The following is a 14,838-nucleotide window of genomic DNA, read 5'->3' as shown; positions in this document are numbered from 1 at the left end:
GGCCATGACCGGCGAGGGCATTCCACCGGCGGACACGCTGGCGCAGCTGCGCAGCGAACTGGCCCAGGCGCGCCAGCAGATCAGCGATATGGCGGCGGCGCAGGAGGACTTTCTACGGGGTGTGTCGCACGACCTGCGCGCGCCGCTGCGCCACGTCACCTCCTATGGCGCGCTGGTGCGCGAGGTACTGCAGGAGCAGCCGCCGCAGGTGGACGAGGCGCTGGGTTTCCTGGCCACGATGGAGCAGTCCGCGCGCCGCATGGCGCAGATGATCGACGGGCTGCAGGCCATCGCCCGCGCACGCAGCGCTGCGCTGCGGCCCCGGGCCGTTGCGCTGACCGCGGCTGTGCAGGAGGCTCGGCAGGCTTTGGGTGCGGCGGCCGAAGGCGCGGCATGGAACATTGCGCCGGATCTGCCCGTCGTGCAGGCCGATGCCGAGCTGCTGGCCCAGTTGCTGGTGCAACTGCTGGGCAATGCGGTGAAGTTCTCGCGCGGCGTGGCGCAGCCCCGCGTGCAGGTGCAGGCTGAGCCTGCGGCGCAGGGCGGTGTGCGCATCACCGTGCAGGACAACGGCGCGGGCTTCGACGGCGCGCGCGCGCAGCAGCTGTTCGGCGTGTTCCAGCGCATGCACCGCGAGGCCGACTTCGAGGGCGTGGGCGCCGGCCTGGCGCTGTGCGCGGCGATAGCGCAGCGCCATGGCGCCACGATCACCGCGGCGGCCGCGCCCGGCGCGGGCTGCAGCATCCGGCTCGACTGGCCGGGCGCCTGAAAGCGGCGCCGGCTTCGGAAAAGCCGGGCGAAAGCTCTCTATTTGATAGCTTCCAGCGCTTTACTGTAAAGGGAAAGAGGCTGTTTTTGTCATTGCAGCCGCTGGGCCTCATTCGCGCCCATCGCGCAGCCGCTCCATCTGGTACTGCGCGATGGGATGCCCCAGCGCGGCAGCCTTGGCAAGCCACATGATTGCAAGGTTGGCATCTTTGTGTATAATGTTGCCCCCCCGCGCGGCGTAGGCCGTCCCCAGCCACTGCATGGCCTCGGCATTGCCTTGCGCGGCGGCTTCGCCCAGCCAGTACAGCGCCGCCTTGTGCGCGCCCGCCACGTAGAACAGCGCGCCCATGTCGGCCTGCGCATCGGCATCGCCCGCGTCGGCGCGCAGCAGCACGGCAATGTCATCGGCACCCAGGGGCACGCTCACCAGGCCTAGCACGTCGCCCAGCGCCAGCATGGCGCGACTGCGCCCGTCCTTGCCGCCCCGGCCGATCGTGCCGTCCGTCACGCGGCGCCATAGCGTGCTGCGGCTGATGCCGGTAATCGCGACCGACGCGTCCAGGCTGATGGTGTCCATGTCTTTCTTCTCCTATGGCCGGTCATTCTATTTCGCACCGGCAAACCTGATTTGGCATGCGTGGCGGCATGCCATGACACGGCAAAAGCCGTGTCAAAAACCATTGGGATGATGGTTCGGGTATCAAACCGGCCTGAAACACGTGGAAACCAATGGAAACCAGTTGGCATGACTGTTGCTGAGTGTAATGCGACCGGTAATTGCCGGCCCATTACCCAACTGGAGGAATTTCATGAAATCCACTGCCATGCGCCGCGCCCAGGCCGGTTTTACCCTGATCGAACTGATGATCGTCGTGGCGATCATTGGTATTTTGGCGGCTGTGGCGTTGCCTGCCTATCAAGATTACACGGCTAAAGCCCAGGCTTCTGAGGCCGTTACTCTTGCTGATGGAGTGAAAAAGGATATTGAACTCAGCTTTCCTCAAGATAAAGTATGCCCAGCCAATGCCTCGGCTGCCGTAGGAAGTATTGGGAAGGCTGACACGATTAAGGGTAAATATGTCGCTTCTGTTACTACGGCAGGTACTGCTGCTGATACTGGCGGTTGCACTGTTACTTCGACGTTCGCAACTTCGGGTGTAAATGCGAAATTGTCTGGTAAAAAGTTTGAATGGACACTGGTCTATGACACAAACAAGTCTGAATGGACCTGCAAGACGGATATTGCTGCAACAATTCGTCCCAAGACGTGTCTGACTGATCTTTGATTTTCATCTTGAATTTCTAGTAACGCGGGGGAATTTATGCCCCCGTTGTTGTTTGGCTCTAATTGATTCCAATGATGCTCTGACACATGCCGTTGGAAGAAATTTCAAAGACTATTCATTCAGTCGCCGATTTGTTGGGCGCTATCGCATGGCCGCTGGTATTGCTATGGGTGGTATGGTACTTTGGCGAATCTATAAAGACGTTTATCAAAGATATTGGGGGGCTCACCCTCAAAGGCGCGGGCATGGAGGCATCGTTCAACAGAGCGCAACTTCAGACTGCAGCAGGACTCGCGGCCAATGCTGCTGCACCCGATGCGCAGGGGCATTTGCCGCCGAGCAAGGCGGCACAGGAGGCCGTGGAGGTTGTCACCGAGATGCTTACCACCCGGGCAGTCAAGCGCGCCAGCAAGACCAAGATCCTGTGGGTGGACGATCGCCCGAAGAACAACCAGCAGTTGCAACAGTCCTTGCAGGCCCTGGGTATGACGATCCGTCTGGCTGAAACCACCGAACAAGCCATAGAGCGTCTGACGCATGAAAGATTCGACTTGGTCATTAGCGATATGGGGCGCCACGACGAACCGCGGGCGGGGTATGAACTGCTGGAGCAGATGCGCAATGCGAGCATCAAGTTGCCGCTCATCTTTTATTCAGCAGGCGGAAACCTGCCTAAAAACGAACAAATGGCAAAGGAGAAGGGTGCCTTCGGTTCCACCAATCAAGGTACCGAGCTTTTCCGGCTGGTGTTCAGTGCGCTGAATGCCTCATAGGGTGGGCTACCGCATTGCCAGCAATCCTCCTGTCTGCAGCACCGGGGCATTCATGCCACCCGGTGCTGTTTGAAGGGGCTACAGCCGCCCTTCCAATTGCCGCAGGCGCTGGCGCAGCGCCGTCACCTCTTCGATCAGGTCGGCCGTGAGCGCGGCCAGCTCGGGGTCGGCGTCGAAGGTCGATTCCAGCCGCGCCAGGCGGCGCGCGCGTACCACGGTGGCGCTGGTGAATTGCCAGTGGCCGCCCGCCTGTTCGCCGTGCAGCAGGCCGGCCTCCAGCCGTTCGATCACCCAGCCGGGCGCCATGCAGCACGAGCGCGCAAGGTCGTCCAGCGTGAGGCGGGCCTGTTCGTCGAGCAGCTCGGCCAGGGCATGATCAACAAATGGGGGCGTGGGCATGCTCAGGCTCCTTGCGTAGAGGGCTTGCGGGGCTGGAATTGCGGGAAGGCCTGCGCGAACGCGCGGTAGGCCTGCTGCTGGGCCTCGTTGGTGGCGGGGGGCAGGGCCACGTGCAGTTCCAGGTACAGGTCGCCGGGCGTGGCGGCGGGAATGCCGCGCTCCTTCAGGCGCAGCTTGCGGCCGGGTTTCCAGCGCGGCGGCACGGTCACTTCCACGGTGGCGCCGCCGGGTGTCTGCACCTCGACGGGGCCGCCCAGTTCGGCCTCCCAGGGCGCGAGGGTGACGGACTGGTACACGTCGCGGTCTTCGGCGCGCCAGCGTGCGTCGGGCTTGAAATGCACCTCCAGGAACAGGTCGCCCGCGGGCGCGCCGCCCAGGCCCGGGCCGCCCTGGCCGCCCAGGCGGATGAGTTGGCCCTCCCGCACCCCCTTGGGGATGTTCACCTGCAACTGGCGTTCTTCATTGACCAGGTGGCCGCTGTCGTCCACCCGCGCGCCGCGCAGCGTCAGCGTGCGCTCGGCGCCCAGGTAGGCATCGCGCAGGTCCAGCTCGATGCTGGCGTGGTGGTCGCGCCCGCGCTGTGGTGAGGTTCTGCCGCTTCCATCATGGGCCGACGGGCCCGCGTGCCGGCTGCGCTGGGCGCGGGCGGCGCGGCCGAAGAGCTGCTCGAAAAAGTCGCTGAACTGCGCCGCGTCCATGCCCTCGGCGCCGGGCGTGCCGGTGAACTCGAACCCTGCGTCCCAGTTCGGCGGCGGGCGGAAGTCCTGCCCCGCGCGGTGCGGTGCCTCGCGGCCCAGCGCGTCGTAGGCGGCGCGCTTCTCCGGGTCCGATAACACGGTATTGGCCTCATTCACCTCGGCCATGCGGGCCGCGGCATCGGCCTCCTTGCTCACGTCGGGGTGGTACCGGCGCGCGAGCTTGCGGTAGGCCTTCTTGATGTCGGCGGCAGTGGCGTCGCGTGCCACGCCGAGGATCTGGTAGTAGTCCTTGAACTCCATGCGTCCCTCCATGCATGGCCGGCCCGCAGTGGGCGCGGCCTTGAGGTTCACAGAGTGGAGTCGATGTCCCGGAAGGTCAAGAGGTCGTGCAGGATTGCTATAAATTAAATAGCTGTTGACGCTTGCTATATAAGCGCTAGAGGTACTTTTGTTTCAAACTTTGCACGGTGGACCGAGAAGAACGCCTTCACGTTGCGCACATTGGCGTCCTGCGTGAACAGCCGCTGCGACAGGGCCAGGTAGCCCGGCATGTCGCGCGTGTGCACGATGAGCACGAAGTCCGGCCCCGGCGAGACGCGCCAGCATTGCTGGACCTCGTCTTCGGCGACGGCGCGGGCCTCGAACGCGTCCAGGTGCTCGGCACCCTGGCGGTCCAGTGCAACCTCGACGATCGCAGCCAGCCCGTGGCCCTGCAGCGCGGCCAGGCGGTCGGGCTGCAACAGCGCCACCTGCCGCTCGATCAGGCCCAGGGTGTGCAGCCGCCGCACGCGGCGCAGGCAGGTGGGTGGGGAGACATGCACTTGTTCTGCCATAGCTTGGTTGCTGAGGGAGGCGTCGCGCTGCAGCAGGTCCAGCAATTGCAAATCCACGGCATCCAGCGAGGAATCAGATTCCATTAAAGTGTGTTTTATGAAGAAATATTTCTTAGATTATGGCGGAAGAAATTTTTGTTCATATGTAATGAAAATCAGATCAAAAATTTCTTGAGAGGCCGCCTAGCATCTCGCCCATTCTTTCATCGGAGCAGTATTTATGTGCGGCATCGTCGGCGCGGTATCCACCCGCAATATCGTTCCCATCCTGGTGCAAGGCCTGCAGCGGCTGGAGTACCGCGGCTATGACTCCTGCGGCGTCGCCGTGCACGAGGCGAGCCTGGGCGAAATGCCCGCGGGTGGCCTGCACCGTGCGCGCAGCACTGCCCGCGTGGCCGAACTGCTGGCGCAGGTGAACCATGAACACCTCCAAGGCGCCACGGGCATCGCCCACACCCGCTGGGCCACGCACGGCGCCCCCGTCGTGCACAACGCCCATCCCCACTTCAGCCACGGACCCGGTGCCGCGCCGGCGCAGGCAGAGCGCCCCGGCCGCGTGGCCTTGGTGCACAACGGCATCATCGAGAACCACGAGGAGTTGCGCGCCGAGTTGCAGGCGCGCGGCTACGTGTTCTCCAGCCAGACCGATACCGAGGTCATCGCGCATCTGGTGGACAGCCTGTACGACGGCGACCTGTTCCAGGCCGTGCGCGCCGCGACTGCGCGGCTGCACGGCGCGTTCGCCATTGCCGTGATCCACAAGGACGAGCCGCACCGCGTGGTGGGTGCGCGCGCGGGCTCGCCCCTGGTGCTGGGTGTCGGTGAGGGTGAGCACTTCCTGGCCAGCGATGCCATGGCCCTGGCCGGTGTGACCGACCAGATCGTGTACCTGGAAGAGGGCGACCTGGTGGACCTGCAATTGGGCCGTTACTGGATCACCACGGCCGATGGCCAGCCGCTGGACGCCGGCAGCCGCCCCGTGCGCACCGTGCACGCACACAGTGGTGCGGTGGAGCTGGGGCCCTATCGCCACTACATGCAAAAGGAAATCTTTGAACAGCCGCGCGCCATTGCCGACACGTTGCACGGCCTGCAGGGCATCGTGCCCGAGCTGTTCGACGGCGTGGGCCAGCCCGGACAGCAGGGCGCGGCAGCCTGGCGTGTGTTCAAGGAGATCGACTCCGTGCTCATCCTCGCCTGCGGGACCAGCTACTACAGCGGCTGCACCGCCAAGTACTGGCTGGAGGGCATCGCGGGCATTCCCACCCAGGTGGAAGTGGCCAGCGAATACCGCTACCGCACCAGCGTGCCCAACCCGCGCACGCTGGTGGTGACCATCAGCCAATCCGGCGAAACCGCCGACACCCTGGCCGCACTGCGCCATGCGCAGAGCCTGGGCATGCGCCACACGCTCACCATCTGCAACGTGGCCACCAGCGCCATGGTGCGCGAGTGCGAGCTGGCCTACGTCACCCGCGCCGGCGTGGAGATTGGCGTGGCGTCGACCAAAGCCTTCACCGCGCAGCTGGCGGGACTGTTCCTGTTGACCCTGGCGCTGGCGCAGTCGCGCGGGCGCCTGACCGAGGAGGCCGAGGGCAACTACCTGAAAGCCATGCGCCACCTGCCCGCCGCACTGCAGGCCGTGCTGGCGCTGGAGCCGCAGATCATCAGCTGGTCCGAGGACTTCGCGAAGAAGGAGAACGCCCTGTTCCTGGGCCGCGGACTGCACTACCCCATTGCACTGGAGGGTGCCCTCAAGCTCAAGGAGATCAGCTACATCCACGCCGAGGCGTACCCCGCGGGTGAACTCAAGCACGGCCCGCTGGCTCTCGTCACCAGCAGCATGCCGGTGGTGACCGTGGCGCCCAACGATGCGCTGCTGGAGAAGCTCAAGAGCAACATGGAAGAAGTGCGCGCCCGTGGCGGCGTGCTCTACGTGTTGGCTGATGCCGATACCCATATCGACAGCAGCGAAGGTCTGCACGTCATCCGCATGCCAGAGCACTACGGCGCCCTGTCGCCGCTGCTGCACGTGGTGCCGCTGCAACTGCTGGCCTACCACACGGCCTGCGCGCGCGGAACGGATGTAGACAAGCCCCGTAACCTGGCCAAGAGCGTCACGGTGGAGTAAGGCCAAGCACACCGGCGGCATGGTGGTTGCCGCCGCCCGGTTGCGGTATTCCAACGATGCCTATCGCCGGCATCGGTGATTCATTGGTACAGCGAAAGTCGGGGCAGGGGATCGCCCCGGGTCGGGCGCGAACCGGCACGGGGCTTTCGGTTCGTTCTCAGTGCGCCACAGTGAAGCGCCGGCCGCGGTGTTTCGCGGACTCTGCTTCATCCACCATGGCGACCGCATAGTCCTCCAGCGAGATGTCGCTGGGCCCGCTATCGCCCATGATCACGGCATCGTTCGCGGTCCGGTACTGTCCGGTGCGGGTTCCCGGGTGGATCATGGGCGGGGGGCTCAGCACCGTCCAATCCACATCGGGTGTTTCGCGCAGCAGTTTCAGGGCTGCTCGGGCACCCTCGGCCGTCGCTTTCCATTGTTCAGGGAACGACGGTGTGTCGAGCAATTGCACGCCGGGCTCGACCTCCAGACTGCCCTCCCCGCCGACGACCAGCAGGCGGACGCCCGTGGCACGCGCTGCATCGATGATGGAGTGCATTCCTTTGAGGTAATAGCCATATACGTCGGAGTTGGCATGGCCACTGAATGCGCTGATCACCACGTCGTGCCCACGGAGAACCGCTCGCAATTGCTGAGAGTCCAGGGCATCTGCGCCCTGAACCTCAAGGCCCTGCGCGGCGGGGAGTCTTGCGGGGTTGGACACGATGGCGGTCACGTGATGACCGCGCGAGAGCGCCTCTTGGCGGATGGCGGAGCCGATAAAGCCAGTGGCGCCGATCAGTGCGATACGCATGGAATGCTCCTTTCTTTGACCCGCGGATTCGGGGTGCGGGGTCAATGATCCTCTTGCCGCATCGTCAGAAAAAGAGGACAAAAAGAACAATACTGGTATCTAATTCGAACCAATCATGCCATCCCCCGTGGGCGATCTCAACCTGTTGCGCGCTTTCCTGGCCGTCGCCGATGCGCGCAGCTTCACGGCCGCCGCCGAACGTCTGCACATTGCGCGTCCGCAGGTGAGTCTTCAGATTCGCCGTCTGGAGAACGTGCTTGGCGCGGCCCTGTTCCACCGTACGACGCGCACGGTTACGCTCACCGATGCCGGGCAACGGTTGTTCGAAGAAAGCGCGCCTCTCATGCAGGGGCTTGAGCAAGTGCTGCAACACGCCGGATCGCGTGGATCGGGTCTGCGTGGCCGCTTGCGTGTCAGTGCGCCTGTTGAATATGCCGTTCAGGTCATGTCGCCGGTGGTGGCGGAGTTCGCTGTCCGCCATCCCGAGGTCAGTTTGGAACTTGTGGTCAGTGACAAGGTGCAAGACCTCGTTGGCGAGGGCATCGACGTGAGCATCCGTGTGGGGTGGTTGCGCAATTCAAGCGCGCGGGTTGCGAAACTGGGGGAATTTGGGCAGGCGGCCCTGGCGTCACCCGAGTATCTGGCCCGCTGTCCGCGTCCGGAGGCTCCCGAGGACCTGGCGCATCACCGGTGGATCGCGCTGACCTTGCTGCCGGCGCCCCTCACATGGTCATTCACCAACGGGACAAAGGACATCACGGTGCGCATGGCGCCCAAGCTGCGCACCGATTCCGCTGTCGCCTTGCGCGCCTTGCTGCTCAATGGCGCAGGCGTTTCGGTTGGCAGTTTGCTTCACTTGGAGAGTGACATCCGCAGTGGAACGCTGGTTCGGCTGCTCCCGGAATGGACATTGCGCAAAGGAGGCGTCTATGCCGTGTATCCGCCCGGCACAGCCATTGCACCTGCGGCGCGCGCCTTCGTCGAGCTTTTGAAGGGCGAAATGCTCCGGAGGGCTTGATGCAGGGGTCCAAATCCAACTCGAAGTCTTCTGGTCGAAATCCTCTACCTCCTGTAGTGCGCGGTACTGCGCCTCTGTCAGCAGGGTGACGCCCATGGCCGCGGCCGCTTCGATGGCGCTGTTCTGCGGCTTGTGCAGCTTGCGGGCATGCAGGGCCTGTGCGTCGTAGCACAGGCTCCTGCGCCCGCTCGGGCTCTCCGCCGTGCAATCGCAGAAAAGGTAGGTTCCGTCCGCGGTGGCACTGCCGACGATGTCGGGCTCGCCGCCCGTTGCCTCCATGTCCTGCAGCGCCTCCAGTTTGTTGGCATTCAAGCGTGCATGGACATCGGCCCAGGCGACGGTGGGGTGCCGGTGCATGTGGCTCTCGAACCGCTTTTTCAGCGTCTGGCCAAGGACATCACGTTGTGCTGTTTTCATGTCTGCTCCTGGCAACGGCGCCTTCAGCGCCTGGGTGGTGGCTTGTTGCATCGTCAGCGGGCCCAAACGACGACGCATGGCATGTCCAGCGGCGACCTATATGGACGCGAGCGCTGTGGGATGCCGACCCCGAGTAGGCTGGCATAGACGTCACGGTTTCACGCCACCGGGCCGGTGCGGAGGTGGGCAAGCAGCCGTTTCACCACCGCACGGTGTGGGGGTGTCATCGTGTCCTTCATGTCAACTCCTTGGTCTGGGGGCATGGCCAGGCTGAGGGGCCGTTGACGCGGTTCTACTCCAGCAACGCCCTGCCTTCCAGCGACGCCCGAAGGAAGGCAGGCCCTGCCTCAGGCCGGAAGTACCGATAGGATTCTGTTCCGAAACGCATCGGACCGAACCTGTACAACAGGGGCGTGAGCCATTCACAGGAGAACCCCATGACCGTCAAAGCCTACGGCGCCCACGCGAGCGACCGTCCATTGCAGCCCCTGGAGATCGCACGGCGCGCGCCGGGCGCGCACGACGTGCAGATTGGCATTGCCTATTGCGGTGTGTGCCATTCCGACCTGCACCAGGTGCGTTCGGAATGGGCGGGCACGCTGTATCCGTGCGTGCCGGGGCATGAAATCGTCGGGCGCGTAGTGGCCGTGGGCGCGCAGGTGTCGGCGTTCCAGGCGGGCGACCTGGTCGGCGTGGGCTGCATTGTCGACAGCTGCCGGCATTGCCAGGATTGCGACGAAGGGCTGGAGAACTATTGCGGCCACATGGTCGGCACCTACAACGGCCCGACCGAGGACGCGCCCGGCCACACGCTGGGCGGATACTCGCAACAGATCGTCGTACATGAGCGCTATGTGCTGCGGGTGCGCCATCCGCAAGGGCAGTTGGCCGCGGTTGCTCCGCTGCTGTGCGCGGGCATTACCACCTACTCGCCATTGCGCCATTGGAAGGTGGGTCCGGGGCATCGCGTGGGTGTGGTCGGCATCGGCGGGCTGGGCCACCTGGGCATCAAGCTGGCGCACGCAATGGGGGCGCATGTGGTGGCATTCACCACCTCTGAATCCAAGCGCGCTGCGGCGCTCTCGTTAGGTGCGCACGAGGTGGTGGTTTCCCGTCATCCGCAGGAGATGGCCGCGCATGCCAACAGTCTCGACTTCATCCTCAACACGGTGGCGGCGCCGCACGACCTGGATGCCTTCCTGCGCCTGCTGCGGCGCGACGGTGCGATGACGCTGGTGGGTGCGCCAGCGTCGCCCCATCCGTCGCCCAACGTGTTCAACCTCATCATGAAGCGGCGCACGCTGGCTGGCTCCTTGATCGGCGGCATTCCCGAGACCCAGGAGATGCTCGATTTCTGCGCGGAGCATGGCATCGTGGCGGATATCGAGTTGATCCGCGCCGATGAGATCAATACCGCCTATGAACGCATGTTGAAGGGCGACGTGCAATACCGCTTCGTCATCGATATTGCCACGCTGGCCGAATCAGCCGGGGCCTAGCGGCGATGGGGCGAGGGGCGGCGCGGTGCGCCGCCGGCACGCGGCTCCAGGTGGCGGAAGGTGATACGGCCCTTGGTGAGGTCGTAGGGGGACATCTCCAGAGACACGGTGTCGCCCGCAAGCACTCGAATGCGGTGCTTGCGCATCTTTCCGCCCGAATAGGCGATGAGGGTGTGTCCGTTCTCGAGGACCACGCGAAAACGGGAATCCGGCAGCACTTCGTCTACCTTGCCTTGCATTTCAATCAACTGCTCTTTATTGGACACGGAACTCCTTTGAGATCAACGGCAAGAGCCAGCATGGGCATGCCCTTGCCTGGGGGCCTGTGAGAGCACAGGCTGCGGAACGCGCCGGCCGTCCGGCGCGATAGACGAGGTATTGCCCGTCTTTTGCTGCGCTGGCGCGTTGCCACCTGCGGCAGTGAAATGAAGGGCCGTAAGCGCGCTGTAGAACGCACAGTGCGGCGGATCACCGAGGGAAGGGGTGGGAAGCCGGCGCTTGCCGCTGCGGGGATCTGCTCCCCCGGGCGCGCGTAACGCGGGAAAGGATGGGAGTTTAGGACAATTACATAAACCTTGCTGACCAGTGGTGGATTGGCCCTGCTGGCAGGTGCGACATAAGATCGCCAGAGGGATACGCTGCGGTGAAGACGTTGCCCTACAGGAGCAAGGGACCCGTTGCTCCTGTCATCGCGCGGCAATGTTTACTCCACGTCACACATGACTGTCTCCAGTTCCGATGCTCGGCCCCGTGCGGCCATCCGAGGGGGCATGCCCGTCCGCCTGATGGTGGGATTTGCTTTGGCGGCATTTGCCGCCCTGTTGATCGCCGTGGTCACCTACCGGTCCAACGACGAGCGCGCGAAAGCCGTGGACAATCTCAACGCGACGGTCGAACGGATCACGCAGATCCAGATGGTCTGGTCGCATTTGAAGGACGCTGAATCCGCCAAACGGGGCTACCTGCTGTCAGGGCAGGAGCAGACGCTGGGCTTGTTCACCGTAGCCCAGGCCGCCGTGCCGGTGGCCCTGGAAAAGCTGCGCGGGATGACGCGCGGGAGTCTCTTGGAGCAGCAGCGCTTCGACCAATTGCAGGGGTTGGCCACGAAGCGCATGACCGAACTTGCGCACATCGTTGCGCTACAGCGCGAGGGCCGGCGCGAAGAGGCCCTGGAGGCCATGCGCGGCGACGGTCAAGCCACCATGGAAACCACCCGCACGCTGGTGCGCGAGATGCTCAACACCGAACAGCAGCAACTGCAGGCCCAGCGGGAGGTGTGGGAAGGAGCGTTTGCCATCTCGGCCTACCTGACGTGGGGCAGTGCCGCCGTGCTGTTGCTGCTGACCTGTGCGTCTGCGGTGATGACCATGGCCGAGTACCGTAGCCGCGAGGTCGAGAACTGGATCAAAGGCAACCTTGTAGGGCTGGGCACGCGGCTGCAAGGTGAGCAGCGCATCCATGACATGGCGGGTGCTGTCATCGGCTATCTGGCGACGGAGTTGGATGCCAGGGTAGGGGCCATCTACGTGACGCAAGGCCACGGCATCTTCGAGCGCATGGGCGGCTATGCGCTGGCGCCCGACACCGGCCCTGGGGCCGTGCGGGCGGGAGAGGGCCTGCTGGGCCAGGCGTTGCAGAGCCGCACTCTTCAGCATGTGCGCCACGTGCCCAGCGGGTATCTGCCCGTGACCTCCGGCACGGGCCAGGCCACGCCCGCCGAATTGGTGATGATGCCCATCGTGCTCAATGGCGTAGCGCTCGCGGTCGTCGAAATGGGGTGGTTCCGCGCGGTTGCTCCGCACGAAGTTGACTTCCTTGTGCGCGCCGGGGAGCAGTTGGCCCAGGCTGTTCGGGGCGCATTGGATCGCTCGCGCCTGGAGAGTCTGCTGGACGAGACGCAGCGCCAGGCGGAGGAGTTGCAGGCGCAGCAGGAAGAGCTGCGCGTCAACAATGAGGAACTGGAGCAGCAAAGCCGCATGCTGCAGGAGTCCCAAAACCTGATGCAGGCGCAGCAGGCGGAGTTGGAGCACAGCAACGCCCAGCTGGAAGCGCAGACCGAGCAGCTGCAGTACCAAAAGCAGCGCCTGCTGACTGCACAGGACGCCCTGGAGGCCAAGGCGCGCGATTTGGCGCAGGCCAGTCAGTACAAGAGTGAGTTTCTGGCCAACATGAGCCATGAATTGCGCACACCGCTGAATTCCAGCCTGATCCTGGCCAAGCTGCTGGCCGACAACAAGCAGCAGAACCTGACGGCGGAACAGGTCCGCTATGCGCAGACCATCCACAACGCTGGCACCGATCTGCTGAACCTCATCAACGACATCCTCGATCTGTCAAAGATCGAGGCGGGGCAGACCTCTGTCGAGATTGGCCCGGTGACGGTGGCCAAAGTGGTGGCGGGCGTGATGGAGCCGCTGCGGGCCCAGGCGCAGGACAAAGGCCTGCAATTCAACGCGGTGGTGGAGCCGGGCGTGCCGGCATTCATAACCTCCGACGCGCAGCGCCTGGCGCAGATTCTCAAAAACCTGCTTTCCAATGCGCTCAAGTTCACCGCGCGCGGCGAAGTGACCATGCGTGTCTTCGCAGGAGACAACGACACGCTGTGCTTTGCCGTGCGGGATACGGGCATCGGCATCGCACCCGACCAGCAAGAGCGCATCTTCGATGCCTTCCACCAGGCCGATGGCAGTACCCATCGCAAATACGGCGGCACGGGCTTGGGCCTGTCGATCTCCCGGGATCTGGCGCAGTTGCTCGGCGGCAGCATCGCGGTGCAGAGTGCGCCGGGCGAAGGCAGCGTCTTCACGCTGACCCTGCCCGTCACGGCGCCCCTTGTCGGCGATCCGGGCGAGCGTCCTGCAAAGCTGCCAGTGGCGCCGGCGCTTGCCACACGCGCTGCCGAACCACCGCATGCGAGCCAGCCAGAGGCCCCGGCGGCAAAACCATGCGCCCCCGTGCACGTCGTGCCGGATGACCGGGAGCAGTTGGAACAGGGGCGTTACACCATCCTGGTCATCGAGGACGACCCGCGGTTTGCGCGCATCCTTTGCGACCTCGCGCATGAGATGGGTTTTCAGTGCGTCATCGCCTCGACGGGCAGCGACGGCCTGGCGGCTGCGCAGGAATACGGCCCCAGCGCGGTGGTGCTGGACATGAACCTGCCGGATTTCTCCGGCCTGGGCGTGTTGGACCAGCTCAAGCGCAACCCGGCCACGCGCCATATTCCCGTGCACGTGGTCTCGGTGGCCGACTACATGCAGGAGGCCATGGAGCGCGGCGCCATCGGCTATGCGCTCAAGCCCGTCAAGCGCGAGGAACTGGAGCAGGCGCTGCGCCACATGCAGGCCAAGTTCACCCAGAGCATGCGTCGCGTGCTGGTGGTGGAGGACGACGCGCGCCAGCGTGAGAGCGTGCACCATCTGCTGGCAACCGACGGCGTGGAGATCGTGGGCGCCGCCACCGCGCGGCAGGCATTGGACCTGCTCAAGGGCAGCACGTTCGACTGCGTGGTGATGGACCTGCACCTGCCCGACCTGAACGGGTACGAGCTGCTGCAGCAGATGGCCGAGCAGGAAGAGGTGTCCTTTCCGCCCGTCATCGTCTATACCGGGCACAACTTGTCGCGCGACGAGGAACAGCAACTGCGACGCTTCTCCAAGTCCATCATCATCAAGGACGCGCGCTCGCCCGAGCGCCTGCTGGACGAGGTCACGCTGTTCCTGCACCAGGTGGAGTCCACCTTGCCGGACGACCGGCGCCGCATGCTGCAGCTGGCGCGCGACCGTGAGTCCACTTTCGAGGGGCGCACCATTTTGGTGGTGGAGGACGACGTGCGCAACGTGTTCGCGCTGTCCAGCGTGCTGGAGCCCACGGGGGCGCGCGTGGAGATCGCGCGCAACGGACGCGAGGCCCTGGAGGTGCTGGAGCGCTCCAACGCCGCCGGCGAGAGCACTGTGGACCTGGTGCTGATGGACATCATGATGCCCGAGATGGACGGCTTCGCCGCCATGGCGGAAATCCGCCGGCGCCCCGAGTGGCGTCGTCTGCCGATCATCGCCCTGACCGCCAAGGCCATGAAGGACGATCAGGAGAAATGCCTGGCCGCCGGCGCCAACGATTACATCGCCAAGCCGCTGGACGTGGAGAAACTCCTGTCGCTGGTGAGGGTGTGGATGCCCAAGTGAGCGTGCGCCAGCGCGAGGACCCACGATATCGGAGCCAAC

Annotated in this window: 13 protein-coding genes and 1 pseudogene; 7 read left to right on the top strand and 7 right to left on the bottom strand. The window is 64.5% G+C overall.

Annotation, left to right across the window (positions count from 1 at the left end):
* The first annotated feature begins 4 nt into the window (after positions 1-4).
* Positions 5-769: an ATP-binding protein gene (locus I3K84_RS09840; RefSeq protein ID WP_196996004.1), complete on the top strand. Its 765-nt coding sequence runs from the start codon at positions 5-7 to the stop codon at positions 767-769.
* A 108-nt stretch (positions 770-877) separates the two neighbouring features.
* Here the strand turns inward: I3K84_RS09840 and I3K84_RS09835 are convergent, their stop codons facing one another.
* Positions 878-1,345, bottom strand: coding sequence for a sel1 repeat family protein (locus I3K84_RS09835; RefSeq protein WP_196996003.1), 468 nt, complete (start codon positions 1,343-1,345; stop codon positions 878-880).
* A 232-nt stretch (positions 1,346-1,577) separates the two neighbouring features.
* Between I3K84_RS09835 and I3K84_RS09830 the strand changes: the two genes are divergently transcribed.
* Positions 1,578-2,054, top strand: a complete 477-nt coding sequence (locus tag I3K84_RS09830; protein ID WP_304511183.1) for a pilin — start codon at positions 1,578-1,580, stop codon at positions 2,052-2,054.
* An 86-nt stretch (positions 2,055-2,140) separates the two neighbouring features.
* Positions 2,141-2,827 carry a response regulator gene (locus I3K84_RS09825; protein ID WP_196996002.1) on the top strand — a complete coding sequence of 229 codons (687 nt, stop codon included), beginning with the start codon at positions 2,141-2,143 and terminating at the stop codon, positions 2,825-2,827.
* A gap of 78 nt (positions 2,828-2,905) precedes the next feature.
* Here the strand turns inward: I3K84_RS09825 and I3K84_RS09820 are convergent, their stop codons facing one another.
* The 3 genes from I3K84_RS09820 to I3K84_RS09810 form a co-directional block, all read right to left on the bottom strand.
* A complete protein-coding gene (locus I3K84_RS09820; RefSeq protein WP_196996001.1) occupies positions 2,906-3,226 on the bottom strand; it encodes a chaperone modulator CbpM in 321 nt (106 codons plus the stop codon).
* Between the two features lie 2 nt (positions 3,227-3,228).
* On the bottom strand, positions 3,229-4,224 hold the full coding sequence (locus I3K84_RS09815; RefSeq protein WP_103738610.1) for a DnaJ C-terminal domain-containing protein: 996 nt from the start codon (positions 4,222-4,224) through the stop codon (positions 3,229-3,231).
* 125 nt (positions 4,225-4,349) lie between these two features.
* Entirely contained in the window at positions 4,350-4,841 is a 492-nt protein-coding gene (locus I3K84_RS09810) for an Lrp/AsnC family transcriptional regulator (protein ID WP_196996000.1), read from the bottom strand.
* A gap of 136 nt (positions 4,842-4,977) precedes the next feature.
* Between I3K84_RS09810 and glmS the strand changes: the two genes are divergently transcribed.
* On the top strand, positions 4,978-6,888 hold the full coding sequence (glmS, locus tag I3K84_RS09805; RefSeq protein ID WP_135149103.1) for a glutamine--fructose-6-phosphate transaminase (isomerizing): 1,911 nt from the start codon (positions 4,978-4,980) through the stop codon (positions 6,886-6,888).
* A 157-nt stretch (positions 6,889-7,045) separates the two neighbouring features.
* Here the strand turns inward: glmS and I3K84_RS09800 are convergent, their stop codons facing one another.
* Positions 7,046-7,681, bottom strand: a complete 636-nt coding sequence (locus I3K84_RS09800) for an NAD(P)-dependent oxidoreductase (RefSeq protein ID WP_196995999.1) — start codon at positions 7,679-7,681, stop codon at positions 7,046-7,048.
* Between the two features lie 115 nt (positions 7,682-7,796).
* On the opposite strand from I3K84_RS09800, the gene I3K84_RS09795 reads away from it, so the two are divergent.
* Entirely contained in the window at positions 7,797-8,699 is a 903-nt protein-coding gene (locus I3K84_RS09795) for a LysR family transcriptional regulator (protein ID WP_172206167.1), read from the top strand.
* Between the two features lie 60 nt (positions 8,700-8,759).
* Here the strand turns inward: I3K84_RS09795 and I3K84_RS22255 are convergent.
* Positions 8,760-9,056: pseudogene (locus I3K84_RS22255) on the bottom strand (DUF4256 domain-containing protein); the annotation flags it as partial.
* Positions 9,057-9,553: 497 nt separating this feature from the next.
* Here I3K84_RS22255 and I3K84_RS09785 point away from each other — a divergent pair.
* A complete protein-coding gene (locus I3K84_RS09785; RefSeq protein WP_196995998.1) occupies positions 9,554-10,615 on the top strand; it encodes an NAD(P)-dependent alcohol dehydrogenase in 1,062 nt (353 codons plus the stop codon).
* On the opposite strand, the gene infA is transcribed toward I3K84_RS09785, so the two are convergent.
* Positions 10,612-10,881 carry a translation initiation factor IF-1 gene (gene infA, locus I3K84_RS09780; protein WP_011804098.1) on the bottom strand — a complete coding sequence of 90 codons (270 nt, stop codon included), beginning with the start codon at positions 10,879-10,881 and terminating at the stop codon, positions 10,612-10,614. The two genes, I3K84_RS09785 and infA, sit on opposite strands and share 4 nt — an antisense overlap.
* A 504-nt stretch (positions 10,882-11,385) precedes the next feature.
* Here infA and I3K84_RS09775 point away from each other — a divergent pair.
* Positions 11,386-14,799 carry a response regulator gene (locus I3K84_RS09775; protein ID WP_196996096.1) on the top strand — a complete coding sequence of 1,138 codons (3,414 nt, stop codon included), beginning with the start codon at positions 11,386-11,388 and terminating at the stop codon, positions 14,797-14,799.
* Positions 14,800-14,838 lie beyond the last annotated feature (39 nt).

Source organism: Diaphorobacter sp. JS3051 (assembly GCF_015832135.1).
Classification (GTDB): domain Bacteria; phylum Pseudomonadota; class Gammaproteobacteria; order Burkholderiales; family Burkholderiaceae_C; genus Diaphorobacter; species Diaphorobacter nitroreducens.
Note: the sequence above shows the minus strand (reverse complement) of the source record. Positions and strands in the feature narration are given on the sequence as shown.